This window comes from Streptococcus sanguinis (genome assembly GCF_050225395.1).
Lineage (GTDB): Bacteria > Bacillota > Bacilli > Lactobacillales > Streptococcaceae > Streptococcus.
In genome coordinates this window covers 1498542-1523499 of record NZ_CP071431.1, presented here as the reverse complement: position 1 = coordinate 1523499, position 24958 = coordinate 1498542, and the positions used below count along the sequence as shown (strand labels likewise).

Below are 24958 nucleotides of genomic sequence, written 5' to 3'. Positions count from 1 at the left end.
GGAGGGACTATGCCCTATCAAAGACGGACGTTTGAGTCTCGGATTGATTATAGTTTAATTTTGCCCGTTTTGATGCTGCTCTCAATCGGAGTTGTAGCTATTTACATTGCTGTTAGTCATGATTATCCTGACAATGCCTGGCCCATGGTTGGTCAGCAAATCGCCTGGATTGCGGTGGGCTTCCTGCTCAGTTTTATCCTCATGTTCTTTAACACCAAGTTTCTCTGGAAAATCACCCCTTATCTCTATGTTTTTGGTCTTGGCCTCATGGTCTTGCCTCTGATTTTTTACAGCCAATCTCTGGTAGCCTCCACTGGTGCTAAAAACTGGATTGCTATTCGTGGTGTGACCCTCTTTCAGCCTTCGGAATTCATGAAGATTTCTTACATCCTCATGCTGTCGCGGCTGGTGGTTCATTTTCTCCAGCAACACAAGCAGGATGAGCGAACCTTGACTTTAGACTTTTTTCTGATCCTGAAGCTTGGGCTCTACACTGTGCCTGTTCTGGTTCTGTTAACTCTTCAGAGTGATTTGGGAACAGCTCTGGTTTTTGTTGCTATATACGGCGGCATCATTCTACTGTCAGGTGTTTCTTGGAAGATTATCCTGCCAGTTTTTCTGACAGGAGTCTTGCTGTTGGGAGGATTTCTCTTTATCTTTATTTCCGATGGCGGCCGTGCCTTTCTGCATAACCTAGGCATGCCAACCTACCAAATCAATCGGATTTTGGCTTGGCTTCATCCCTTTGACTACGCTCAGACGACCACCTTCCAGCAAGCACAGGGACAAATCGCTGTCGGAAGCGGCGGTCTGACTGGTCAAGGCTTTAATGTTTCTAATCTCTTGGTTCCTGTTCGGGAAAGCGATATGATTTTCACCGTCATTGCAGAAGATTTTGGCTTTTTGGGCTCGACCTTGGTTATCATGCTCTATTTATTGTTGATTTATCGCATGCTCAAGATTACGATTAAATCCAACAACCAGTTTTATACCTATATCTCAACTGGCTTTATCATGATGCTGCTCTTCCATATCTTTGAAAATATTGGAGCGGTGACAGGGATTCTGCCTCTGACAGGGATTCCGCTGCCCTTTATTTCACAGGGCGGCTCTTCCATCATCAGTAATCTTATCGGTGTTGGTCTCCTGCTGTCCGTCTCCTATCAGAACAGCCTGACGGATGAAAAGAAGGAGCGAATTCCAGCTGTCCGAAAAAAAGTCGTACTGAAGAAATTAAAATAAAGATAAAGTAAGTTTTTGACTCACAAATCAGATGTGTTTTTGTGATTGGCTCATATCAGAAAGGATATTTTCATGAAAAAAGCAGCTTTACTCTTAGCTCCCGGCTTTGAAGAAATCGAGGCCCTGACAGTTGTGGATGTCTTGCGCCGTGCAGGTCTTGTCTGTGATATGATTGGTTTTGATGAAGCAGTAACTGGGTCTCATGCCATCACTGTTCAAGCGGATCAGGTCTGGAAAGGCCGACTAGATGACTACGATATGGTCATCTTGCCAGGAGGGATGCCAGGGGCGGCTAATCTCCGTGATGATGACCGCCTGATGAAGCTTTTGCAGGATTTTCAGCAAGAGGACAAGTTCATTGCTGCCATTTGTGCCGCTCCCATTGCTCTTGACCGCGCAGGTATCTTGACTGGTAAGTATTTCACTTGCTATGACGGTGCGCAAGACAATATTAAAAATGGAACTTACCGTAAAGAAACAGTTCTTGTTGATGGGAAGCTGATTACTAGCCGTGGTCCATCGACTGCCTTGGCTTTCGCCTATGAGCTGGTTCGTCAGCTGGGAGGAGACGCTGACCAGTTGGCTGATGCCATGCTTTATACAGATGTATTTGGAAACTAAAGAAGATGCTGGGACTCAAAATATGTCCCAGCTTTTTTGAACCCTTATTCATCTTTGTCGTCGGTATAGAGATGGTGGGAAGGACGAAATCAGCAGCCATTTTTAAATTTTAGATTCTTTGAGATATTTTGTTTAGAAAAAGGGTTGAAAAAAGTCGGAAAAGTGCTGGTTTCGGGCAAATATTAGCCCCTTTTTCATGAAAATTATGGTATAATGAAAGGTATGAATTATCAAGATTACATCTGGGATTTAGGTGGAACACTCTTGGATAATTATGAAACTTCGACAGCAGCTTTTGTTCAAACCTTGAAAGAGTTTGGTCTGCAAGCTGGTCACGACGAAGTTTATAAGGCCCTCAAGGTGTCTACAGACTATGCTGTCCAGCAGTTTGCTCCCCAAGAAAAAGACTTTTTAAAGTTTTATAAGGCCAATGAAGCAGAAGAATTGACTCATCCTGTCTTATTTGACGGCGCGGCAGAGTTGCTTAGGCGGATTGTGGCCAAGGGTGGTCGGAACTTTCTGGTCTCCCACCGGGACAACCAAGTGCTGGAAATCTTGGAAAAGACTGCTATTTCATCAGCATTTACAGAAGTGGTGACATCGGCGAATGGCTTTCCAAGGAAACCTTCACCAGACTCCATGATCTATCTAAAAGACAAGTATCAGATTTCCTCTGGCTTGGTCATTGGTGACCGTCCTCTGGATATTGAAGCAGGTCAGGCAGCTGGCTTTGATACCTATCTCTTTGATAATATGCAGCATCTTGAAGAATTTATAGATATTGATTAGAAAAGGAACACTATGACAGAAGAAAAGCAGCAAGATATACAGGCCCAGGAATATGATGCCAGTCAGATTCAGGTCTTAGAAGGCTTAGAAGCCGTTCGTATGCGTCCAGGGATGTATATCGGTTCGACCTCCAAGGAAGGTCTGCACCATTTAGTATGGGAAATTGTTGACAACTCGATTGATGAGGCGCTGGCTGGTTTTGCCAGTCACATTCAGGTCTTTATCGAAAAAGATAATTCCATCACAGTAGTGGATAACGGTCGGGGAATTCCCGTTGATATTCAGGAGAAAACAGGCCGTCCAGCCGTGGAAACAGTCTTTACTGTTCTCCATGCCGGAGGAAAATTCGGCGGTGGCGGATACAAGGTATCAGGGGGTCTGCACGGTGTGGGGTCTTCTGTAGTAAATGCCCTGTCCACTCAGCTGGATGTCCGCGTTTATAAAAACGGTCAGATTCATTACCAAGAATACCGTCGCGGTCATGTAGTCGCTGATCTAGAAATCATCGGTGAGACAGACCGTACTGGTACAACAGTTCACTTTACACCAGATCCAGAGATTTTCACTGAAACAGTAGAATTTGACTTTGAAAAGCTCAATAAGCGGGTGCAAGAATTGGCCTTTCTCAATCGTGGTCTCAGAATTTCCATTACTGATAAGCGAGATGGAATGGAGCAGGTCAAGGATTACCACTATGAGGGTGGGATTGTCAGCTATGTCCAATACATCAATGAAAACAAGGATGTAATCTTTGAAACGCCGATTTATACCGATGGTGAAATGGACGACATTACGGTTGAAGTCGCTATGCAGTATACGACTGGCTACCACGAAACAGTCATGAGCTTTGCCAATAACATCCATACCCACGAGGGTGGAACGCATGAGCAAGGCTTCCGGACTGCCCTGACACGGGTTATCAATGACTATGCCAAGAAAAATAAGCTTCTCAAAGAAAACGAGGACAATCTGACTGGGGAAGATGTTCGTGAGGGCTTGACAGCGGTCATCTCTGTCAAGCACCCTAACCCTCAGTTTGAAGGTCAAACCAAGACCAAGCTGGGCAATAGCGAAGTGGTCAAGATTACCAATCGACTTTTTAGCGAAGCTTTCTCAGATTTCCTTTTGGAAAATCCTGCGGTGGCTCGAAAAATCGTTGAAAAAGGAATTTTGGCTTCTAAGGCTAGAATTGCTGCCAAGCGAGCTCGGGAAGTAACCCGCAAGAAGTCTGGCTTGGAAATCTCCAATCTGCCAGGTAAATTGGCCGACTGCTCGTCTAACGACCCTCAGGAAACTGAACTTTTCATCGTGGAGGGAGATTCTGCGGGTGGTTCAGCTAAGTCCGGCCGTAACCGTGAATTTCAGGCCATTCTGCCAATTCGCGGTAAGATTCTCAACGTTGAAAAAGCCAGCATGGACAAGATATTGGCCAATGAAGAAATCCGCAGTCTCTTTACTGCCATGGGAACTGGTTTCGGCGCTGACTTTGATGTCAGCAAGGCCCGCTACCAAAAATTGGTCATCATGACCGATGCCGATGTAGACGGCGCTCACATTCGAACCCTGCTCTTAACCTTGATTTACCGCTATATGAAGCCGGTTCTTGAAGCTGGATTTGTTTATATCGCTCAGCCGCCAATCTATGGCGTCAAGGTAGGAAGTGATGTCAAAGAATACATCCAGCCAGGTGCTAATCAGGAAGAAGAGCTTCAAGCTGCTTTGGCTCGTTACAGTGAAGGTCGCTCTAAGCCAACCATTCAACGCTACAAGGGGCTCGGAGAGATGGATGACCATCAGCTGTGGGAGACAACTATGAATCCTGAACATCGCTTGATGGCACGGGTTTCAGTGGATGATGCAGCGGAAGCTGACAAGATTTTTGACATGCTGATGGGGGATCGCGTTGAACCTCGTCGTGAATTTATCGAAGAAAATGCTGTATACAGTACGCTCGACGTCTAAAAAAATCAGAAAAATCAACCATTATGGGCAAAAATATGATATAATCATTATGTTTGCTTTATAGTAACAATGTGAAGGAGTTCTATATGTCTATTGGACTAGTTATTCTCGTTGCTGTGGTAGCTCTGCTTTTGGTTGTCGGCTATGGTACTGCAGTTCTGATGAGAAAGAGAAATGAAGCTTTACTTCAAAATTTGGAGGAGAGAAAAGAAGCACTCTATAATCTCCCTGTGAATGATGAAGTTGAAGAAGTAAAAAATATGCATTTGATTGGGCAGAGTCAGGTAGCCTTCCGTGAATGGAATCAAAAATGGGTAGACTTGTCCTTAAATTCATTTGCTGATATCGAAAATAATCTATTTGAAGCAGAAGGGTACAATAATTCTTTCCGTTTCATAAAAGCCAAGCATGCCATCGGCAATATTGAGAGTCAGATTGATTTGATTGACGAAGATATCAAGATGATTCGTGCTGCCTTGGAAGATCTTAAAGAGCAAGAGTCTAAGAATAGCGGTCGTGTGCTCCATGCCTTGGATTTGTTTGAAAAACTGCAAACTCAGGTGGCGGAGAATGCAGACTCGTATGGGCAAGCCCTAGCTGAGATTGAAAAACAGCTGGAAAATATCCAGTCAGAGTTTTCTCAGTTTGTAACTCTTAATTCTTCGGGTGACCCAGTTGAAGCAGCTGAAATCTTGGACAAGGCTGAGGATCATATTCTTGCTCTGACACATATCGTTGAGAAAGTTCCTGCCATTGTCGAAGAGTTGACTGTGAAATTGCCAGATCAGTTGGAAGACTTAGAATCTGGTCACCGTAAGCTCTTGGAATCTGGTTATCACTTTATCGAAACAGATATAGAGTCTCGTTTTCAGCAGCTTCATGCAAGTCTCAAACGCAACGAAGCTAATATTTCAGCCCTAGAGCTGGATAATGCTGAGTATGAAAATGAGCAAGCGCAAGAAGAGATTAACGCTCTCTATGAAATCTTCACTCGGGAAATTGAAGCTCACAAAGTAGTTGAGAAGCTGATTAAAAACTTGCCTAGCTATCTGGCTCATACAAAGGAAAACAATCAGCAACTCCAAAAAGAGATAGAACGTTTATCTCAAACCTTCCTTCTCTCTGATACGGAAACTTCTCATGTCAAGGAGTTGCAGGCTGAGCTTTCTGCCCAGGAAGATGTGGTGCTTAGCGCGGTAGAAGATTCTTCTGAAACCAAGCAAGCTTATTCTGTGGTTCAGGAAGAGTTGGAAGCTATCCAAGAGCGTTTGAAAGAAATCGAAGATGAGCAGATTTCTCTTGGCGAAGCACTGGCAGAGATTGAAAAAGATGATGCCAATGCTCGTCAGAAAGTCAATATCTATGCTAACAAATTGCATACCATTAAGAGATATATGGAAAAACGCAATTTGCCGGGTATTCCAGATTCTTTCTTAGAAATTTTCTTCTCAACCAGCAACAATATTGAAGAGTTGGTGAAGGAATTGGAAGCTACACGAGTAAACATAGAATCAGTTAACCGTTGGCTGGAAATTCTAGGAAATGATATGGAGCAATTGGAAGAAGAAACCTATCGTATCGTCCAAGATGCTACCTTGACTGAGCAGCTGCTGCAGTATTCAAACCGCTATCGTTCCTTTGACGATAATGTACAAGCAGCCTTCAACAAGTCCTTGTATGTCTTTGAACATGACTACGACTATGCTCAATCATTGGAAATCATTTCAAAAGCTTTGGATCTTGTCGAGCCAGGCGTGACAGAGCGCTTTGTGACATCCTACGAAAAAACACGCGAGAATATTCGTTTTTAAAAGAAGTTCCTTCGGGAGCTTCTTTTTCCATTCTCAGCAAAAAGGGTCTTATGTTATAATAGAGGGACAGATTAAAGTAGAAAGTCTAAAAAAATGAAAAAGATTAAAAAATATATTACTCTCATTTTTCTTGGAGGTGTAGCAGTTTTATCGATAGCGTTGATAAATGGCTGGCGTCTGGATGATTACACTGTCCCAAAAAACAGAACAAGAGAACAGTATGATTTTGAAGGCACTTTTGAACCAATGTTTAAGTTTTTAGAACAAGAGAAAAAGGATTTTACTGGATTAAAAGGTTACATAAGTCGTGTTTATATAGAACATGGAGACGAAGTCAAAAAATATTCAGTGGACTTAGATATTATACAATCTGATCTTAAGGGTAACTACACAATAACAATCGGTGATAAAGAAGAGATTGCTCCTGTTACTTATTCTAACGGTAAGCTGACTTACAGCTCGGAGATAACTCCTTTATTTGATGAAGAGATTCTTAATTTAGTTGTTCAAAGAGATTATTTCGCTTCCTTGGATGTGAAAGAGACTTTTAAGAGTGCAGAAACAGAGCTTCGTGATATCATCTACAAGCCAGAAAATCACTCTGAACTCTTTAAATATCTCAAAAATAAGTATAATATGTCAGAGGATACTACCTGTCGAATAAGATTAGATCACTCTAGTGGAACAATCTATGGGATTTCAATACGAATGGAATCTAAGGATGAGGCTGTTCAAATAGATTTAACTATATTTAAAAAATAGGTGGGGATAATCAATGAATGGAATTGAAAAAAGTAACCGACGAGTTGAAATGTCTGATTAGGTAGAGAGCAAAGAATGAAAAAACAGAACTGGTTATTAGGGATAGTGATAGCAGGGCTTCTCCTATTTTTTGTCGTATCACTACATGGATGTGATTTTGGCTGCGAAACTATTCCAAAAAACAGAACAAGAGAACAGTATGATTTTGAAGGCACATTTGAACCAATGTTTAAATTTTTGGAGCAAGAAAAGAAGGATTTTACGGAGATTGAAACTTACTCTCCATCATTGACTATAATTGACTCAAATGGTGAAATGACAACATATGACATTTTTTTAAAGCTCCAAGCTGGTTCTGGTAAAGGTACATATACCATCAGCAAAGGGAAGTATAAAAAAGATGCTCAAGAAGTTGGTGTGACTTATACTGATGGGAAACTGCAATACGAGGGAGAATTGGAGCCACTATTTGATGAAGAAATATTCAATCTTTTAATTGACAGGAACTATTTCGAAGCGCTTGAGGTTAAAGAAACCTTTAAGAGTGCAGAAACTGAATTGAGTGACATTATTTATAAAGCTGAAAATCAGTCAGTATTATATAAAAAAATAGTGGAAAAATATAATCTACCATCGGATACGAAACTTTCGGTTAGTCTTAGTCATGCATACTATAATAGATATGATGTCTTATTAAATTTTGAATCCAAGCAAAAGGTGATACAAATTAGTACAGCAATTTATTTAGTTAAAAGGAAGTGAATTTATGAATCCAATTGGAAAAAGTAACCGACGAGTTGAAATGTCGGCAGTCCTATCTGCTGCTGCTATAGATGTCAATAGAAAAGGAGTCAAGAGATGGATAAAGTTAAAGGTCTCTTAGTCATGGATGTAGACAGCACCTTAATCATGGAAGAAGGGATTGACCTGCTAGGAGAGGAGGCGGGTGTAGGAGCTCAGGTTGCGGCTATTACCGAGCGTGCCATGCGAGGAGAGTTGGACTTTGAAGCTGCCTTACGTGAGCGTGTCGCTCTTTTAAAAGGCCTGCCGGAGGATATTTTTGCTCGAATTGCTGAAAGGATCCACTTCACTCCGGGAGCTGAGGACTTGGTCAAGGAGCTGCATAAACGTGGTTATAAAGTAGGCTTGGTGTCAGGTGGTTTTCATGAGACCGTGGACAGACTGGCTGAGCAACTTGGAATTGACTACGTCAAGGCAAATCGTTTGGAAATCCAGCAGGGGTTTTTGACAGGACAAGTCTTAGGAGAGATTGTCACTAAGGATACCAAGCTTGCCATGCTAAAAGCATGGGCAGCTGAAAACAAGTTGGAATTAAATCAAACAATTGCTATGGGAGATGGCGCAAATGATCTGCCTATGATTCAAGCAGCAGGGATAGGAATTGCCTTTATGGCCAAGCCAATTGTGCGAGAGCAGGCTCCTTATCAGATTCAAGAATGCAATCTCTATCGGGTCATTGATCTTTTAGACAATAGAAAAGAATAGGAGAGAAGCATGCATATTCTTATTGCACCGGATTCTTTCAAGGAAAGCTTGTCAGCTCCTCAGGTTGCTCAAGCTCTTCAGACGGGCTTTTCTCAGGCCTTGCTAGATGCCAGCTTTGACTTGCTGCCGGTCGGTGACGGGGGCGAGGGGACAATGGCTGCGCTGACAGCAGCCTTAGGCTGGGCTGAATTTTACCACACCGTAACCGGGCCCTTTGGCCAGCCAGTAAAAATGCCCTATGCCAGAAATGGTCAGCAAGCGCTTTTTGAAATGGCTGACTTGGTAGGACTTGCCTCTATTCCGGAGGAAAAACGAAATCCCTTGGCCATAGAAACCAAAGGATTAGGGGAATTAATTTTGCATCTGGCTGAAGACGGTGTTAGAAAAATTTTAGTTGGTGTTGGAGGTTCGGCTAGCAACGACGGTGGGATTGGACTAGCAGCGGGCCTGGGCTATGAATTTTTCGATGCGGACAATCATAGATTGCGCCCCATTGGCTCATCTTTGGAAAAGGTCGCCCGAATATCTGCTGAGCAGGTTCCTGATTTCTTGAAAGAAGTTAAGATTGAGATTTTGACGGATGTAGACAATCCTCTTTGTGGAGCGCGCGGTGCGACAACTGTTTTCGGAGGTCAGAAAGGTCTATCTCCCCTACTATTTTCTCAAGTAGACCAAGCCATGGCTGATTTCTATCAGTTGGTCAATCCTCAGGTGATTGATATGGATGGAGCTGGGGCTGGTGGAGGAATGGCAGCAGGACTAGTTGCTTTTGCTGGAGGAAAAATCGTTTCGGGCATCGAAACCTGTCTAGATTTACTGGATTTTGATGACAGAGTCAAAAAAGCGGACTTGGTCGTAGTGGGCGAAGGACGGATGGACCGTCAGTCTCTGGCGGGCAAGGCACCGGTCGGAGTCGCAAGGCGAACACCTGAAGGCATTCCTGTACTGGCGATTTGCGGTAGCCTGGCTGATGATTTACCGGATTTCCCAGTTGAGAATATTCAGGCAGCTTTTCCTATCATTGCGCGAGCAGATAGTTTGGATAGGCTTCTAGAGCAGGCGGAGCAAAATTTGATTCGCACAGCCAGAAATATTAGCAATGTTCTGAAGATGAAAAAAAGCGGTTAGTCCGCTTTTTTTAGTAGGTATTCAATTTCTTTGACAATCATACCCTTTTCAAAGAAGAAGATATCACAAGACAGGTCACCAAAGTCATTTTCTAAAAGAGTCACAATCCGATTCTGGTCAGGACTAAGCTGATAATAAGTACAACGAAACTGAACGGGGTTGTTATGGTAGACTTTTTGAATATTAGTCAAGTAGTCTGCTTTACCTTTGATGATTTCGATTGTGTCACCCTCTAATTCCCAGCTAACATGATCAGAAAGAAAGGTCTGATAGGTTTGCCAATCACGCTGGTTTTCAGCTTCAAAAAAGGCAAAAAGTTTTTCTAAATTTGTCATTTTATCCAAACCATTTTTTCCAGAGGGAGCGCTTTTCTTTTGCTGGTTTTTCTGCTGGCTGAAGGAGATTAGCAAACTGTTGGCTCATGTCCTTATCATCTACTTGGACCAGATGGTCGCTATGGACAATTAGGCCAAAAGGAGAAGAATGGTAATCGCTAGAGACAATAGTTGCCTCGCAGCCCAGCTCCTTGGAGGTTTTTAGATAAAAGATTTGATTGCCTGACTCGACTTCTGGGGAAATTTTGACAATTACAGGTTGGCAGTTTTTCATGATGCTACTGATCATTTCCTTGAAATGACTGCGAATGAGGGTCTCGTTGGCTTGCTCAATAGAGCAGGAGGCCAGCACTCGCTCCTCAAAAGTCCCTAAAAATCTACGCTGTTCATCAGGGTTGAGCTTGACTCCGCCCTGGGCTTTTTCCATGATTACTTTATTAATATCAGTCATAATAAAATTGTACCATAAAAGGAGAAATTCTAAAAGCTCGAATGTCTGTTCTGATTTGCTGGAAAAGCATTTATATAGTAAATTTGGAATCGTTTTCTTGTGCAAAATTTCTCAAATTTGCTTAGATTCTCTATTTTTCCTTGAAAAAAAAGCGTTTTTGAGGTATCATAGACTAGTAAATAATTTTAAATAATAAGGAGAGTAAGAAATGTCAATTATTACTGATGTTTACGCTCGCGAAGTCCTAGACTCACGCGGTAACCCAACACTTGAAGTAGAAGTTTATACTGAATCAGGTGCTTTCGGACGTGGTATGGTTCCTTCAGGAGCTTCTACAGGTGAACACGAAGCAGTTGAACTTCGTGATGGCGACAAATCTCGTTACGGTGGTCTTGGTACACAAAAAGCAGTTGATAATGTAAACAACGTTATCGCTGACGCTATTATCGGTTACGATGTTCGTGACCAACAAGCTATCGACCGTGCAATGATTGCTTTGGACGGTACTCCTAACAAAGGTAAATTGGGTGCGAACGCAATCCTTGGTGTGTCTATCGCTGTAGCTCGTGCTGCTGCTGACTACCTTGAAATCCCTCTTTACAGCTACCTTGGCGGATTCAACACTAAAGTTCTTCCAACTCCAATGATGAACATCATCAATGGTGGATCTCACTCTGATGCTCCAATCGCTTTCCAAGAGTTCATGATTTTGCCAGTTGGTGCTCCAACATTCAAAGAAGCTCTTCGTTACGGTGCTGAAATCTTCCACGCTCTTAAGAAAATCCTTAAATCTCGTGGTTTGGAAACTGCCGTTGGTGATGAAGGTGGATTCGCTCCTCGCTTTGAAGGAACTGAAGATGGTGTAGAAACTATCATCGCTGCTATCGAAGCTGCTGGTTATGTTCCAGGTAAAGATGTATTTATCGGATTTGACTGTGCATCATCAGAATTCTACGATAAAGAACGTAAAGTATACGACTACACTAAATTTGAAGGTGAAGGCGCTGCTGTTCGTACATCTGCAGAGCAAATCGACTACCTTGAAGAGTTGGTTAACAAATACCCAATCATCACTATCGAAGATGGTATGGATGAAAATGACTGGGAAGGTTGGAAAGCTCTTACTGAACGTCTTGGTAAGAAAGTACAACTTGTTGGTGACGACTTCTTCGTAACAAACACTGACTACCTTGCACGTGGTATCAAAGAAGGTGCTGCTAACTCAATCCTTATCAAAGTTAACCAAATCGGTACTCTTACTGAAACTTTTGAAGCTATTGAAATGGCTAAAGAAGCTGGTTACACTGCAGTTGTATCACACCGTTCAGGTGAAACTGAAGATTCAACAATAGCTGACATCGCAGTTGCAACTAACGCAGGTCAAATCAAGACTGGTTCACTTTCACGTACAGACCGTATTGCTAAATACAACCAATTGCTTCGTATCGAAGATCAACTTGGTGAAGTTGCTCAATACAAAGGTCTTCAAGCTTTCTATAACTTGAAAAAATAATCTAACAGCATATAAGAGGAGCTAGGACTTAGTCCTAGCTTTTTTGATGTGTAAAGATATAACAATGGATATTTTTGATTTAGGATCAACCCTAATTGATGAGAGGGAGATTTATCATCTTTTCCTAGAAAATTGCCTAGAAGTAGTGTGTAGGGCTGGTCATGCTCTTTCCCTTGAAAAATTGGAGGACAAGATGACAGTTTTTCTTTCGGAAAATATAATCAAGAGATCCCTGCGTTTCCTTGTGGCTACATGCTTGAAAAAGTGAGTGATTTATTGAAGATTTTATAGCTTTCTTGTATCAAAATCAGTCTTTTATGGTATACTAGCAAAGTGGAAGGAGGAGTACAATGGAAGAATTATTAAATCAGGTCTTACTATCACAGGATAGTGAAGTTTTCAATCAGATATTTGATGATTACTATCCCATTGATATTGCTCTTTCTTTGGAGGCCTTGGAGGATGAGGAAGGGAATCTCCTCAAAACCTTTACGGAAATGGCTAGTGATGATCAATTGGTAGAGATTTTAAAAGAAGCCGAGCCGGAGTTGCAACGACAGATTATCCAATCGATTTCTTTCAAACGTACTAGCACTCTTTTTCATCTTATGCCAGATGATGATGTAGTAGATATTTTGGGTTACTTGAGTGTGGACTTGCGTAAGCAATACTTAAGTATGATGAAAAATACCAGTCAAGAGTATGATGAAAAATACCAGTCAAGAGAATTTGAAAGCTATGTTGGCTTACGATCCTCAGACAGCTGGTGGTCTGATGACGACAGAATTCATCACCTTAAATGAAAATCTGACCGTCTCAGCAACTCTCAATAAATTGAGGGAGATTTCGCCCAATACGGAAGTTATTGACACCTTATTTATTAGAAATGTGCATCATTCGCTAGTTGGCTGGATTGATATCCGTGATTTGTTTATTCATGATGCGGAGATGAAACTCAGCGAATTTATGAATACTCAGATAGTGAGTGTAACGCCAGAGGTTGACCAAGAGGAAGTGGCACAACTTTCTGCCAAATATAATTTATCTGTCGTACCGGTCGTCAATCATCGGCAGGTATTGCTAGGAATCATCACTATTGACGATATCGTCGATGTTTTGCAAGAAGAGTATCAAGAAGATATCTTGCGGATGGGTGGTGTCCAAGAAAGCGAAGAAATTGGAGGACCTTTCAAAGAATCACTCAAAAAACGCTTACCCTGGTTGATGATTAACCTAGTGACAGCCTTTCTAGCTTCTGCGACAGTGGCACTTTTTGATGATACGATTTCAAAAGTTGTAGCATTAGCAGCGATTAGTCCTATTATCACAGGAATGGGAGGAAATTCTGCCTCTCAGACACTTGCTTTAGTTATCCAGGGAATTGCCTTGGGGAAACTGGATCTGAAAGAAGATCGGAATTTAGTATTCAAAGAAATCGTGTTAGCTTTGGTTAATGGTTTCTTTACTGGTTTGATTGCAGCGATTGTTATGTTTGTCTTCTATCAAAATTTCTATCTGTCTGTTATTGTGGTATTGGCTATGATGATCAATCTAGCATGTGGGGCTCTATTTGGTTACTTTGTACCACTGATTATCAAGACACTGCAGCAGGATCCAGCTCTAGCCTCGACCATTTTCATTACCACAGCAACAGATGTATTGGGTTATCTAGCTTTTCTAGGCTTAGCACAAATTTTCTTACCATTGATTGTATAAAAAATGATATACAAAAAACGCTTGATTTTTCAAGCGTTTTTGTTTTCTTAGTTGTCGAACAAACCTTTAACTTTATCAATAGCACCGCTGGCCATTTCATTTCCAGCTACTAGTTTTTTAGCTTGTTCAAGGTATTCACCGAGTTTGTCTTTGTTTTCTTCGATAAACTTTTTGGCGCCATCAAAGTCTTTCTTTTCAATCATTTCTTTTACTTGGTTAAATAAATCTACTGGATTCATAGTTGTTGCTCCTTAGTAATTTTTTATACTATTTAATCAAATTTCTAATAGAAAGACAAGAAATTTGATTATTTAAAGGTCACACAAACAGCTTCGGGAACGTAGAAATCATGGGAGATTTCTGCCAATTTTCCACTTTCCGCATCGCGTTTGAAGATGGTTGCATTGTCTGAGTCTTGATGGACAGCGATGATATGATTTTGATCCGGTGTGATGTTGAAATCTCGTGGATTTTGGCCATTGGTAGGTGCAATCTGGATTAACTCCAAACTGCCATCAGCTAAGATTTTGTAAACAGCAAGAGAGTCATGGCCGCGGTTGGAAGCGTAGAGAAACTTGCCGTCAGCAGACAGGCGGATAGCAGCTGTTCCATTGGCTCCTTCAAAGTCCTCTGGCAAGGTGGAGATAGTTTGCAGGTGTTCAAAATGGCCGACTCCATCGTAAATCAGGACTTCAATAGTAGAATTAAGCTCACAGATTAAATAGGCGATTTTATAATGATGGTGGAAAACGATATGGCGGGCACCAGCTCCAGCGGCACACTTGTAGGTATTCAGAGGAGCGATCTTTCCATCTTCAGTAACATCATAAGTGGTGACTTCATCAGTTCCCAAGTCGCAGGTAATCAGGTATTGATCTGGTGTAAGGTCAGCATAGTGGACATGAGCAGACGCTTGGTTAGCATGTGGTCCTTGACCTTGATGGCTTGCTGAGTCAGCCAGTTCCAGTTTGCCATCAGCTAGGCGTCTGTAGACCAAGACTTGTCCCTTATGATAATTGGCACCGTAAACCAAGTCGCGTTCTTCGTCAACTGCCACATAGCAGAGCGGAGCTCCTTCTTCAACGACATGGTTGAGGAGCTGACCTGCCTGGTCAAAGGCTGCAATCCCCCCCTGTCCGTCCTTTGCTCCAACAGAATAGAGATGCCCAGCCTTATCAAAGGCTAGGTAGGTTGGACTGGGCTCTTCAGCAACCAAGGTCAAGTTTTCTAAAGTTCCTTTGTTAGAATTAAAATCTGCCTTGTAAATTCCCTTGGAATCTCTGCGAGTATAGGTTCCAAAGTAAACCGTTTGTGTCATGACATTACCTCTTATATATTTAAATTGCTTGCTACTATTATATCATAAAAGCAGATAATAGGCCTGAGAGCGAAGGATATGCTTGATTTTCAAAAGAATAGTATTGATTCGAAAAAACAGATAAAAAACAGATAGCGGGTAGGAAGGGGATAGATGGCTTTGTTAGAATAGAATTGTTCAAAAAAACAAATACTGTCAGGAAGCAACAAACTTCCTGCTTGCTAAAACAAAGGAGAAATCAAATGAACGTTAAAAAAATTGCTATGCTCGTTGCCCTTATCGGAATGTCAGGATTCTTTTTAGCCGCATGCGGAAATAAAGAAGCTGATAACTCAGAAATTAAGGATGGGAAACAAGTGGACTTCCAGAAGGATGCTGTTGATAAGAAGACCAAGACAGTTGATGGCAAAGAAGTGACAGAATACACAATGCCTGATGGAAATGTTATCCAAATCCCAGCAGATGGTGAAGAAATTCCAGAAGATGGATCAGGATCTAGCTCAGAAGCTGAATAAAGATTAAAACATGTAGGTTGGAGGCAATATGTTTCGAAGAAAAAAAATGAATCGTAAGACCATTCTATTGGGCAGCACGGTCATTCTTGCTTGTGCTGGGCTGGGAGGCTATCTGTATTTTAGACAGATCAATCAACAACAGGCCATGAAAATGGCAGATAAGACGATTGATTCGCTGACAGTCCAAGAAGCTGTCAACAACAGTAAAAAAACAAGCCTGGTTTTATCTGGGGAAGTAGTTGCCAACAATAGCAGTAAGGTCAAGATTGACCCATCTAAGGGGGAAGTCAAGGAAGTATTTGTCAAAAATGGTGATACCGTTACACAAGGACAGCCACTCTTTTCCTATGCGACAGAGCAGCAATTGACAGCCCAGTCGGCTCAATATGATGCCAAGTCCAAGGCTAATGGCATCACGGCCACTCAAAACAGCGCTGCGATTAAATGGGAAACCTATAATCGCAAGCTGGCCAGTCTTAACTCACTCAAGGACAAATACAATTCCAGTCAGGATGAGTCATTGCTGGAGCAGATAAAGTCAGCTGAAGACGAGTTGGCTCAAGCGCTGAGCGATGCTAAGACTGCGGATAATGAAGTAACGACAGCTCAGATTGAGGCTGAAAAGGCTCAAGTGACAGCTCAGACAGAATCAGACCGGATGAAGTATGATACTGTGACTGCCGATACAGCAGGAACAATTACCTCTATGAATGAAGATTTGCCTAATCAGTCCAAGGCCAAAAAGGAAGAAGAAAACTTTATTGAGATTATGGACAAGTCCAAAACTCTGGTCAAAGGTACTGTCAGTGAATTTGACCGTGAGAAGCTGAGTGTCGGCCAGAAAGTGGAAGTGGTGGATCGCAAGGATCCTAAGAAACGCTGGAGTGGTACGGTAACTCAAGTCGGCAGCCTGACAGCAGAAAATACTTCCAATAATAATGGTGGGAATAAGCAACAGGAAAATCCTAACCAAGGTAAGTATCCTTATACAGTTGAGCTGGATCAGGGTGGTGAAATGCCGCTGGTGGGTTCCCATTCCTATGTCAACATCGTGGAGAATGCTCCCGAGGCAGGAAAGGTAGTTGTCAATAAGGCATATACTTTCAGTAAAAATGGCAAGACCTATGTCTGGAAGGTAGAGGGCAAGACTCTGAAAATGCATGAAGTCAAGACCAAGAAAGTTTCTGACCGTTTGGTGGAGATTACAGAAGGTTTGACTATGCAAGATACCATTTCGACCCCAAGAGCAGGTATGGAAGAAGGGATGGAGGTAGGACAGCATGTTAAAGCTTAAGGATATCCACAAATCTTATCAGCAGGGCAGTCAGGAATTCCCAATTTTAAAAGGAATTGATCTGCATGTGAAAGAGGGGGATTTTCTGGCTATCATGGGACCGTCTGGATCTGGCAAGTCCACTCTGATGAACATTATCGGCTGTCTGGATAAGGCAAGTTCAGGGACTTATCATATTGAAGGGACAGATGTGTCTGAGCTGTCCGACAATCAGCTGTCTGATCTACGCAATCAGAAGATTGGCTTTGTTTTTCAAAATTTTAACCTCATGCCCAAGTTAACTGCCTGCCAAAATGTGGAACTGCCTCTGACTTACATGAAAATTCCTAAAAAAGAGAGACGGGAGCGGGCACTGGAAATGCTGCGATTGGTCGGACTGGAAGAAAGAAGTGATTTCAAGCCGATGGAGTTGTCTGGTGGTCAAAAGCAGCGGGTAGCCATTGCACGAGCCTTGGTAACCAACCCTAGCTTCATCCTTGGCGATGAACCGACGGGTGCTCTGGATACCAAGACCAGTGTGCAGATTATGGACCTTTTCAAGCAGTTTAATGATGAGGGAAAGACTATTGTCATCATTACCCATGAGCCGGAAGTAGCTCAACTCTGCAAGCAGACGGTTATCCTGCGGGACGGTAATATAGAGAGCAAAGCGATAGGATAGAAAGGAAGCTGTATGGAAGATATTTTTGTAGCTCTGAATTCAATCTTGTCGCATAAAATGCGCTCTATGCTGACCATGTTGGGGATTATCATCGGGATAGGCGCTATCATTGCTATCTTTTCTATCATTGAGGGAAATACGGAAAATACCAAGCGTCAGCTCATCGGCGGGAATAATAACACAATCAAGGTCGTCTATGACAAGAAAAGCGCCATCGATCCAACCATTCCAGAGAAATCTCAAGCTCAGAAACCTTCTTATATTCCCTTTATGGGAGAGGATGTCTTGAGTAAGATTAAGGAAATCTCTGGGGTAAAGAATGCTCTGCTGACCTATGGTACAGATGAGAAGATTTACTACCTGAGCCAAAAGTCGTCTGGGAAGATTCAGGCTGTTTCGCAAACAGCCGCTGACATCAAGCAGCAGCGTCTGCTAGAAGGTGAAGGATTTGACTCAGAAGCCTTTAAAAATCAAGAGCAGGTGACCTATCTGGAAAAGTCGCTTTATGATAGTCTTTTTCCAAAGGGGGATGGCATTGGCAAATATGTGGAAGTCTTAGGAAATCCCTTTAAGGTTATTGGCGTATTTGAGTCAACTGAGCAGAGTGGCTTAACAGCTGGTGCGGAAAAGGTGGCCTATATTCCCCTGCAGCAGTGGCATCGGATTTTTGATACCATTAATGTCAGTCCTGAAGTGACTGTCCAAACCCACAAGGCCGATGATTTGAAGAAGGTGGCCAAGAAGGTCAGTGATTATCTCAATCAGCAAATGCCACCGTCAGACTATATGTTTGGTGTGCTCAACCTGCAGGAATTTGAACGACAGCTGGACAATCTCAACAAATCTAACTTCGTCTTGCTAGCAGGTATTGCCAGCATCTCCCTCCTAGTCGGAGGTATCGGTGTTATGAATATCATGCTGGTTTCAGTGACAGAGCGGACTCGTGAAATCGGGATTAAAAAGGCTCTGGGAGCTAGACGGAAGATCATTCTCAAGCAGTTCCTGATTGAGGCAGTTATCCTAACTCTGATGGGAGGAATTATTGGCGTGGTGGCTGGTATCGCCTCTGGCTTTGCCATCACTCAGTCTCTAGCTTATCCGTATATCCTATCCCTCTTTTCTGTCTTTGTAAGTTTGCTCTTTTGTTGTATAATAGGAGTAGTATTTGGGCTCCTGCCAGCAGTAAAAGCATCCAAGCTGGATCCAATCGAGGCCCTGCGATTTGAATAGGTAAAGGAGAAAAATCTGAGTATGCACAAGATTCTAGTGGTGGAAGATGATACGACGATTAATCAAGTGATTTGTGAGTTTTTAAAGGAAAGTCAGTATGAGGTGAGGCCAGTCTTTGACGGAGGCGATGCCTTGCAGGCTTTTGAAGAAGAGCCCTTCGATCTGGTCATCTTAGATATGATGCTGCCAACCAAGAGCGGTCTGGAAGTACTGAAGGAAATCCGCAAGACTTCTCAGATTCCGGTCATGATTTTAACAGCACTTGATGACGAGTATACCCAGCTGGTCAGCTTTAACCATCTCATCAGTGATTATGTAACCAAGCCGTTTTCACCGCTAATCTTGGTCAAACGGATTGAGAATATTCTGCGCAGAAATACTCTTGCTTCAGAGATTGCTGTTGGCGACCTGACGGTTTCTATTGATGACTGCACGGTTTACTGGCAAGGTGAGAAAATGCCTCTGACCAAGAAAGAATATGAAATATTGCAGACTCTGGCTAAGAGGAAGGGCCACTTGGTGACCCGTGATCAGCTGATGAATACCATTTGGGGCTACAGCGAGCTGGATAGCCGGGTGCTGGATAATCATATCAAGAACATCCGTAAAAAGATTCCTGGTGTGCCGCTGAAAACCATTACAGGTATGGGCTATCAGCTTGGAGGAGAAGACAAGTGAAAATTGTCAAAAAGAACTTTCTCTTGACCTCGTCCATCATTTTCGTGGTGGTGACTATCGTTCTAGCCAGTCTTTACTTTGCCATGCCGGTGTATTATCAGCAGGTTAAGAGTGGAGAAGCTAAGAGAGAATTTGACCAAGTTTCCAAGCAGGTCAAGGGAAAGTCCAGTCAGGAAATCGGCGAGCTGTTGAGTGATTATAGTAAAAAGAGCAATCTGATTTGGTTTACCTTGCTGGCGAAAGACAATACGATTCTCTATCCTTCACTCGAAACTGGCGATGAAAGTTCTCTGCAGCTGACCATCGTCCCAACGATTGCCAACAGCGACTATGAGAGCAAGAGTTTATCAGAAAGCTTTCGAACTTCAGATGGTAAAGAAGTTGTCCTGAGAGGGGAATATTCCTTACAGCCGGTTTCTGATGCGAGTCGGATTTTGCTCAATCTCTATCCATTTGTCTTGATCATATCTCTGAGTCTGGGCGGTCTGGCTGCCTATCTCTATAGCCGGACTTCCAGTCAGCGGATCAAAGCCATCTCTAATAGCACCCGTCAAATGACGAGTCTGGCTCCGGATGTGACCTGTCAGGTTAAGGGGCGTGATGAGATTGCTGAGTTGGCCCAAGACATCAACCATCTCTATGCTAATCTACTGACCAGTATCGAGGCGCTGCGCCTAGAGAATGAAAAGGTGGCAGAAAGTGAGCGGGAAAAGGCAGAGTTTCTGCGGATGACCTCGCATGAGCTTAAGACCCCTATTACCAGTATGATGGGGATGGTCGATGGCATGATCTATGGAGTAGGAGAATTCAAGGATCGAGACAAGTACCTGCAGAAGTGCCGAGAAATTCTAGAGGAGCAGTCGGAGTTAGTCCAGTCTATCTTAGCCATTTCTAAACTGGAGATGAAGACTGAAACTGAACAGGAAGTCTTTTCACTCAAGCAGGTCTTGGAGGAAAATCTGAGCACCTATCGAGTTTTATCAGATGTCAGACACTACCATTTTCAGGTTGAGCTGATAGAAGCGAAGGTCAAGGGTAACCGCACCTATCTGCTCAAGGCTATCAAGAATCTTCTGGACAATGCCTTTCATTATACAGTAGAAGGTGGACAGATTCTACTTAGGCTGGAAGAGCGTAAGCTAGTCATCGAAAATGAAGCAGAACGAGTCTTAAACAAAGACCAAATCCAGCAGATTTTTCAGCCTTTCTACCGGCCAGACTACAGTCGCAATCGCAAGGATGGCGGGACAGGTCTGGGACTCTTTATCGTTCAGCAGATTTTGGACAAGCATGGTCTGCGATATCAGTTTGAAGCCCTTGATGGGCGGAAGATGCGCTTTAGCATTTCTCTGCCAGCTGTCGAAAAATAGCCTTGCATTCTAGCTGGCCCTGCAGGAGCCGAAGAGAGAAGTCAGATGCTGTATTTTACGAAAAATACAAGTCTTCTGGCTCCTCTCTTTTTTTGCTTTTCCCTATAGTTGAGCAGAGAATTTTTCTCTGAAAAATGTTACAATGAAATGACAAGTTAAAGGAGGAGAATATGGAGCACAAAGAAAAAGATTTTAGCCTATCTTGGTTTTTTAAATGGTTTTTGGATAACAAGGCCATTACAGTATTTCTAGTAACCCTTTTGATGGGACTGAATATTTTTATACTTAGTAAAATCAGTTTTATTTTTAGCCCAGTCATTGAATTTTTGGGAGTAATCATGTTGCCGGTTATTTTAGCTGGCCTGCTTTATTATCTGTTAAATCCCATCGTCGACTGGATGGAAAAGCACAAGATTAATCGACTGGTTGCTATTACCATTGTCTTTGTCTTAATTGCTTTTTTGATTATCTGGGGCTTGGCTGTTGCTATTCCTAGTTTGCAGCATCAGGTCATGGCCTTTGTCAGAAATGTTCCGGCTTATCTGAAGCAGGCTGACAGGTTCATCGACGATGTCGTGACCAAGCATATTTCGGCAGATTTCAAGCCACAGATTGAGGAATATACTAGCAATCTGTCTAGCCAGATTACTGATTGGGCCAGCAATTTTTCATCTAGGGCAGTCAATTGGGCGGGGAACTTAATTAGTACAACTTCGCAGATCATCGTGGCAATTATCATCATGCCATTTATCCTTTTTTACCTGCTGAGAGACGGGAAAAATCTGAAAGGCTATGTGACCCAGTTTCTGCCGACTAAATTCCGCGCTTCCTTTGGTCAAGTGATGACGGATATCAACAGCCAGCTGGCTAACTATGTGCGTGGTCAGGTGACGGTCGCTATCATTGTAGCTCTGATGTTTATCGTTTTCTTCAAGATTATTGGCCTTCGCTATGGTGTCACTCTTGGAGTAATTGCGGGCGTTCTCAATCTGGTACCTTATCTGGGCAGCTTTTTGGCCATGCTTCCGGCTCTGGCAATCGGTTTGATTGCTGGCGGTCCAGTGATGCTGGCTAAGGTCATTGTCGTTTTCATCATTGAACAAACTATTGAGGGGCGTTTTGTTTCTCCTCTGGTCTTGGGCAGTCAGCTCAGCATTCATCCGATTACGATTTTATTCGTATTATTGACTTCTGGTACTATGTTTGGCATTTGGGGCGTTTTCCTGGGAATTCCTGCCTATGCTTCAGCCAAGGTTGCCATTGCGGCCATCTTTAAGTGGTATCAGAAAGTAAGTGGACTTTACGAAGCCGATTTTGAACAAGAAGGAGAAATCAGTGAGCAAGAGTGAGCAAATGTTGGCAGCTTTACAGGAGCAGGACCTAGCTCTGGCTGATCGCTATTTCGAGCAAGCCCTGACTGCAGACAGCGAAGAAGAATTATTGGATTTGGCCGATTACTTAGAGAGTATCGGCTTTTTCCCTCAGGCCAAGCGTATTTTTGAAAAGTTGGCTCCTGACTATCCGGCTTCTTATATCAGCTTGGCAGCTATTGCCAGTGATGATGGAGAGTTGGAGCAGGCATTTGCCTATCTGGAGGAGATTCAGCCAGACAGTGACTGGTATGTTGCTGCTCTCTTGGCTAAGGCTGACCTCTATCAGCTAGAGGGGCTGCCTGATGTAGCTCGAGAAAAACTGGCTCAGGCAGCAGAGCTGACTGATGAGCCTTTGGTAACCTTTGGTCTAGCTGAGATAGATTTGGAGCTGGGGGATTTTTCTCAGGCGATTAAGGAATATGCTCAGCTAGACAATCGTACAATCTTTGAGCAGACAGGTGTCTCGACCTATCAGCGGATTGGAGTCTGCTATGCTAGTCTTGGGAAATTTGCAGTGGCCATTGAGTTTTTGGAGAAAGCTGTTGAGCTGGAATATGATGATGCTGCGGTTTATGAGCTGGCAACTATATTAGCGGATCAGGAAGAATACCAGAAGGCCAATCTTTATTTCAAGCAGCTTGATACTCTGTCGCCAGATTTTGAAGGCTACGAATATGGCTATGCCCTATCTCTTCATGCGGAGCATCGGACAGCTGAAGCCCTGACTCTTGCTCAGCAGGGCTTGGCTAAGAATCCTTTTGAGACTCGGCTCTTGCTCCTAGCCTCACAGCTTTCTTATGAACTTCATGATGAGAAAGCGGCTGAACATTATCTCTTGCAGGCTCAGGAAGATGCGGATGATTTGGAAGAGATTGCCTTGCGACTGACGACTCTTTATTTGGAGCAGGAGCGCTATGAGGAGATTTTAGAATTTGCAGAGCAAGAAGTCGATAATGCCTTGACCCGCTGGAATCTGGCGCGTGCTTATCAGGCCTTGGAAAATCTGGGAAAAGCAGAGGAACTCTATGACCAACTGGCTCATGAACTGCAAGATAATCCAGAGTTTCTGGAGCAGTATGTCTATCTTTTGCGTGAACTAGGCAGATTCGAAGAAGCTAAAAGGGCTGCTGCTTCTTACTTGAGACTAGTACCTGATGATGCTAGTATGCAGGAACTTTATGAAAGCTTATAAGAGCAATCGCTCAGCCCTTTCCCGCGATTTATGGTATAATGATTGGCAGTAGAAATTCAGTAAGCACATGTAACGATGCTTAGTCTTTAGGCTCTTTTAAAGATAGCAGCTGTTTATAAGGATGTATTAGCTAGCTGAACGAATAATCTAATAAAAGAAAAAGGAAAAAGAATGGCAGAACCAATCAAATTATTTCAATATAATACTTTGGGAGCTTTGATGGCTGGTCTTTACGATGGCAGTATGACTGTTAGAGAGCTGCTGCAGTATGGAGATTTGGGCTTGGGAACGCTGGACTCTATTGATGGTGAGCTCATTATTCTCGATGGTAAGGCTTATCAGGCAAAGGGATCTGGAGAGGTGCCAGAAGTGGTTGAAGTGTCACCGGATATGACTGTGCCTTATGCAGCAGTGGTTCCTCACCAAGCGGAAGTCATTTTCCGTCAGCGTTTTGAGATGGATGACAAGGAACTGGAGAAGCGGATTGAGTCTTATTATGATGGGGAAAATCTTTTCCGCTCTATCAAGATTCATGGTGATTTCGCCCGCATGCACGTCCGGATGATTCCCAAGTCTACAACGGAGCGGAAGTTTGCAGAAGTAGCGGTTAATCAGCCTGAGTACTGTAAGGAAAATATCACAGGCACCATCGTCGGTATCTGGACGCCTGAGATTTTCCACGGAGTCAGTCTGGCAGGTTATCATCTGCATTTTGTATCGGATGATCTGACTTTTGGCGGACATGTTATGGATTTTGTTATCAAAGAAGGTGTCGTCGAGTTGGGTGCTGTAGACCAGCTGGATCAGCGTTTCCCAGTACAAGATCGCAAGTATCTCTTTGCTAAGTTTAACATGGATGAGATGAAAGAAGATATGGAAAAGTCGGAATAAATAGCAGGGGCTAGCATTGTTTGCTGCCCTCTTTTTTGATATAATTGGAAAAAGAATAGAGGAGAAGTGAAGCTATGATTTATTTGGTAAACGCCAGCCCAAATATGAATGGCAATAGTTTTAAGCTGGGGCACTTTTTTCTGCGAGATAGAGATTATGAGGCTCTTCAATTAGTGGATTACCATATTGAGCAATATGGCCAGTCGGCAGAAAACGATCAGTTCTTTCAAGTCTATGAGCAGCTGAGCCAAGCCGATGTTTTGGTATTTACCAGTCCTATTTATTGGTGGTCTTTTTCAGGCTTGCTAAAAACTCTGTTGGACCGAGTAGCTAATGTGCATGAGCCGCAAGAAGCACTTAAGGGCAAAAAGGTGTTCTTGCTCTTGCAAGGTTCTCAGCCCAGCAAAGAAATTGAAATGCTGGACTACGTAATGAGCCGCTTTTGCCGGAACTGCGGACTCAAATATGAGGGGCTGGCAGTGACCAATCATAAGCTAAAAGAAATCGAAGGTTGGGAATTAGCAGCCCTGCAGGAAAAATTAGATAAGGTTTTATCAGAAGGTTAAAAGTAAGAAGATTCGTTTGCGGATCTTCTTTTTT

24 protein-coding genes and 1 pseudogene are annotated in these 24958 nt (G+C 42.9%); 21 read left to right on the top strand and 4 right to left on the bottom strand.

Annotation, left to right across the window (positions count from 1 at the left end; translation table 11 throughout):
• Positions 1-9: 9 nt before the first annotated feature.
• From J1C81_RS07440 to J1C81_RS07400, 9 genes are all read left to right on the top strand, one after another.
• The gene (locus J1C81_RS07440) at positions 10-1242 is read left to right on the top strand and encodes an FtsW/RodA/SpoVE family cell cycle protein (RefSeq protein ID WP_002915493.1); all 1233 of its coding nucleotides are present in this window, start codon (positions 10-12) and stop codon (positions 1240-1242) included.
• A 72-nt stretch (positions 1243-1314) separates the two neighbouring features.
• Positions 1315-1863, top strand: coding sequence for a DJ-1 family glyoxalase III (locus tag J1C81_RS07435; protein WP_002915492.1), 549 nt, complete (start codon positions 1315-1317; stop codon positions 1861-1863).
• Positions 1864-2085: 222 nt separating this feature from the next.
• A complete protein-coding gene (locus tag J1C81_RS07430; RefSeq protein WP_032909807.1) occupies positions 2086-2652 on the top strand; it encodes an HAD-IA family hydrolase in 567 nt (188 codons plus the stop codon).
• Positions 2653-2664: 12 nt separating this feature from the next.
• Entirely contained in the window at positions 2665-4614 is a 1950-nt protein-coding gene (gene gyrB, locus J1C81_RS07425; RefSeq protein ID WP_002915490.1) for a DNA topoisomerase (ATP-hydrolyzing) subunit B, read from the top strand.
• 86 nt (positions 4615-4700) lie between these two features.
• A complete protein-coding gene (gene ezrA, locus J1C81_RS07420; RefSeq protein WP_002912173.1) occupies positions 4701-6425 on the top strand; it encodes a septation ring formation regulator EzrA in 1725 nt (574 codons plus the stop codon).
• Between the two features lie 93 nt (positions 6426-6518).
• Positions 6519-7187 (top strand): hypothetical protein, encoded by a 669-nt coding sequence (locus tag J1C81_RS07415; protein WP_002915489.1) that lies wholly within the window; start codon positions 6519-6521, stop codon positions 7185-7187.
• A gap of 75 nt (positions 7188-7262) precedes the next feature.
• A complete protein-coding gene (locus J1C81_RS07410) occupies positions 7263-7949 on the top strand; it encodes a hypothetical protein (RefSeq protein WP_002912175.1) in 687 nt (228 codons plus the stop codon).
• Between the two features lie 96 nt (positions 7950-8045).
• Positions 8046-8693 carry a phosphoserine phosphatase SerB gene (serB, locus tag J1C81_RS07405; RefSeq protein WP_002915488.1) on the top strand — a complete coding sequence of 216 codons (648 nt, stop codon included), beginning with the start codon at positions 8046-8048 and terminating at the stop codon, positions 8691-8693.
• 9 nt (positions 8694-8702) lie between these two features.
• Complete coding sequence (locus J1C81_RS07400) at positions 8703-9821, top strand: glycerate kinase family protein (RefSeq protein ID WP_002915487.1); 1119 nt, start codon at positions 8703-8705, stop codon at positions 9819-9821.
• Here J1C81_RS07400 and J1C81_RS07395 read toward each other — a convergent pair.
• Both J1C81_RS07395 and J1C81_RS07390 read right to left on the bottom strand, forming a co-directional pair.
• On the bottom strand, positions 9818-10156 hold the full coding sequence (locus J1C81_RS07395) for a nuclear transport factor 2 family protein (RefSeq protein WP_002915486.1): 339 nt from the start codon (positions 10154-10156) through the stop codon (positions 9818-9820). The two genes, J1C81_RS07400 and J1C81_RS07395, sit on opposite strands and share 4 nt — an antisense overlap.
• 1 nt (position 10157) lies before the next feature.
• Positions 10158-10607, bottom strand: coding sequence for a YueI family protein (locus J1C81_RS07390; RefSeq protein ID WP_002915485.1), 450 nt, complete (start codon positions 10605-10607; stop codon positions 10158-10160).
• Positions 10608-10815: 208 nt separating this feature from the next.
• Between J1C81_RS07390 and eno the strand changes: the two genes are divergently transcribed.
• Together eno and mgtE are read left to right on the top strand one after the other, a co-directional pair.
• Positions 10816-12120 (top strand): surface-displayed alpha-enolase, encoded by a 1305-nt coding sequence (gene eno / locus J1C81_RS07385; RefSeq protein ID WP_002915484.1) that lies wholly within the window; start codon positions 10816-10818, stop codon positions 12118-12120.
• 350 nt (positions 12121-12470) lie between these two features.
• Positions 12471-13836, top strand: a pseudogene (mgtE, locus tag J1C81_RS07380) (magnesium transporter).
• Between the two features lie 47 nt (positions 13837-13883).
• On the opposite strand, the gene J1C81_RS07375 reads toward mgtE, so the two are convergent.
• Both J1C81_RS07375 and J1C81_RS07370 read right to left on the bottom strand, forming a co-directional pair.
• Positions 13884-14075 carry a hypothetical protein gene (locus J1C81_RS07375; RefSeq protein WP_002900625.1) on the bottom strand — a complete coding sequence of 64 codons (192 nt, stop codon included), beginning with the start codon at positions 14073-14075 and terminating at the stop codon, positions 13884-13886.
• A gap of 68 nt (positions 14076-14143) precedes the next feature.
• Positions 14144-15154, bottom strand: coding sequence for a lactonase family protein (locus J1C81_RS07370; RefSeq protein ID WP_002915480.1), 1011 nt, complete (start codon positions 15152-15154; stop codon positions 14144-14146).
• Between the two features lie 242 nt (positions 15155-15396).
• Here J1C81_RS07370 and J1C81_RS07365 point away from each other — a divergent pair, with 242 nt between their 5' ends.
• The 10 genes from J1C81_RS07365 (at position 15397) to J1C81_RS07320 (ending at position 24924) form a co-directional block, all read left to right on the top strand.
• A complete protein-coding gene (locus tag J1C81_RS07365; RefSeq protein WP_002895853.1) occupies positions 15397-15669 on the top strand; it encodes a hypothetical protein in 273 nt (90 codons plus the stop codon).
• Between the two features lie 28 nt (positions 15670-15697).
• Positions 15698-16963: an efflux RND transporter periplasmic adaptor subunit gene (locus tag J1C81_RS07360; RefSeq protein WP_002915479.1), complete on the top strand. Its 1266-nt coding sequence runs from the start codon at positions 15698-15700 to the stop codon at positions 16961-16963.
• Positions 16950-17624, top strand: coding sequence for an ABC transporter ATP-binding protein (locus J1C81_RS07355; protein ID WP_002895848.1), 675 nt, complete (start codon positions 16950-16952; stop codon positions 17622-17624). Before J1C81_RS07360 ends, J1C81_RS07355 begins: the two co-directional genes overlap by 14 nt.
• 12 nt (positions 17625-17636) lie before the next feature.
• On the top strand, positions 17637-18854 hold the full coding sequence (locus J1C81_RS07350; protein ID WP_002897806.1) for an ABC transporter permease: 1218 nt from the start codon (positions 17637-17639) through the stop codon (positions 18852-18854).
• Positions 18855-18875: 21 nt separating this feature from the next.
• Positions 18876-19532, top strand: a complete 657-nt coding sequence (locus J1C81_RS07345) for a response regulator transcription factor (protein ID WP_002915478.1) — start codon at positions 18876-18878, stop codon at positions 19530-19532.
• Entirely contained in the window at positions 19529-20902 is a 1374-nt protein-coding gene (locus J1C81_RS07340) for a sensor histidine kinase (protein ID WP_002915477.1), read from the top strand. Before J1C81_RS07345 ends, J1C81_RS07340 begins: the two co-directional genes overlap by 4 nt.
• Positions 20903-21072: 170 nt before the next feature.
• On the top strand, positions 21073-22251 hold the full coding sequence (locus J1C81_RS07335) for an AI-2E family transporter (RefSeq protein ID WP_002915476.1): 1179 nt from the start codon (positions 21073-21075) through the stop codon (positions 22249-22251).
• On the top strand, positions 22238-23467 hold the full coding sequence (locus tag J1C81_RS07330) for a tetratricopeptide repeat protein (protein ID WP_002915475.1): 1230 nt from the start codon (positions 22238-22240) through the stop codon (positions 23465-23467). Before J1C81_RS07335 ends, J1C81_RS07330 begins: the two co-directional genes overlap by 14 nt.
• Positions 23468-23638: 171 nt before the next feature.
• Positions 23639-24358, top strand: coding sequence for an acetolactate decarboxylase (budA, locus tag J1C81_RS07325; protein WP_002915474.1), 720 nt, complete (start codon positions 23639-23641; stop codon positions 24356-24358).
• A gap of 74 nt (positions 24359-24432) precedes the next feature.
• Positions 24433-24924, top strand: a complete 492-nt coding sequence (locus J1C81_RS07320) for a flavodoxin family protein (RefSeq protein WP_002915473.1) — start codon at positions 24433-24435, stop codon at positions 24922-24924.
• Positions 24925-24958 lie beyond the last annotated feature (34 nt).

Bases quoted from the DNA above. Each gene is read 5' to 3' on its own strand.
- J1C81_RS07440 (WP_002915493.1), top strand. From the start codon at position 10: ATGCCCTATCAAAGACGGACGTTTGAGTCTCGGATTGATTATAGTTTA.
- J1C81_RS07435 (WP_002915492.1), top strand. From the start codon at position 1,315: ATGAAAAAAGCAGCTTTACTCTTAGCTCCCGGCTTTGAAGAAATCGAG.
- J1C81_RS07430 (WP_032909807.1), top strand. From the start codon at position 2,086: ATGAATTATCAAGATTACATCTGGGATTTAGGTGGAACACTCTTGGAT.
- gyrB (WP_002915490.1), top strand. From the start codon at position 2,665: ATGACAGAAGAAAAGCAGCAAGATATACAGGCCCAGGAATATGATGCC.
- ezrA (WP_002912173.1), top strand. From the start codon at position 4,701: ATGTCTATTGGACTAGTTATTCTCGTTGCTGTGGTAGCTCTGCTTTTG.
- J1C81_RS07415 (WP_002915489.1), top strand. From the start codon at position 6,519: ATGAAAAAGATTAAAAAATATATTACTCTCATTTTTCTTGGAGGTGTA.
- J1C81_RS07410 (WP_002912175.1), top strand. From the start codon at position 7,263: ATGAAAAAACAGAACTGGTTATTAGGGATAGTGATAGCAGGGCTTCTC.
- serB (WP_002915488.1), top strand. From the start codon at position 8,046: ATGGATAAAGTTAAAGGTCTCTTAGTCATGGATGTAGACAGCACCTTA.
- J1C81_RS07400 (WP_002915487.1), top strand. From the start codon at position 8,703: ATGCATATTCTTATTGCACCGGATTCTTTCAAGGAAAGCTTGTCAGCT.
- J1C81_RS07395 (WP_002915486.1), bottom strand. From the start codon at position 10,156: ATGACAAATTTAGAAAAACTTTTTGCCTTTTTTGAAGCTGAAAACCAG.
- J1C81_RS07390 (WP_002915485.1), bottom strand. From the start codon at position 10,607: ATGACTGATATTAATAAAGTAATCATGGAAAAAGCCCAGGGCGGAGTC.
- eno (WP_002915484.1), top strand. From the start codon at position 10,816: ATGTCAATTATTACTGATGTTTACGCTCGCGAAGTCCTAGACTCACGC.
- J1C81_RS07375 (WP_002900625.1), bottom strand. From the start codon at position 14,075: ATGAATCCAGTAGATTTATTTAACCAAGTAAAAGAAATGATTGAAAAG.
- J1C81_RS07370 (WP_002915480.1), bottom strand. From the start codon at position 15,154: ATGACACAAACGGTTTACTTTGGAACCTATACTCGCAGAGATTCCAAG.
- J1C81_RS07365 (WP_002895853.1), top strand. From the start codon at position 15,397: ATGAACGTTAAAAAAATTGCTATGCTCGTTGCCCTTATCGGAATGTCA.
- J1C81_RS07360 (WP_002915479.1), top strand. From the start codon at position 15,698: ATGTTTCGAAGAAAAAAAATGAATCGTAAGACCATTCTATTGGGCAGC.
- J1C81_RS07355 (WP_002895848.1), top strand. From the start codon at position 16,950: ATGTTAAAGCTTAAGGATATCCACAAATCTTATCAGCAGGGCAGTCAG.
- J1C81_RS07350 (WP_002897806.1), top strand. From the start codon at position 17,637: ATGGAAGATATTTTTGTAGCTCTGAATTCAATCTTGTCGCATAAAATG.
- J1C81_RS07345 (WP_002915478.1), top strand. From the start codon at position 18,876: ATGCACAAGATTCTAGTGGTGGAAGATGATACGACGATTAATCAAGTG.
- J1C81_RS07335 (WP_002915476.1), top strand. From the start codon at position 21,073: ATGGAGCACAAAGAAAAAGATTTTAGCCTATCTTGGTTTTTTAAATGG.
- budA (WP_002915474.1), top strand. From the start codon at position 23,639: ATGGCAGAACCAATCAAATTATTTCAATATAATACTTTGGGAGCTTTG.
- J1C81_RS07320 (WP_002915473.1), top strand. From the start codon at position 24,433: ATGATTTATTTGGTAAACGCCAGCCCAAATATGAATGGCAATAGTTTT.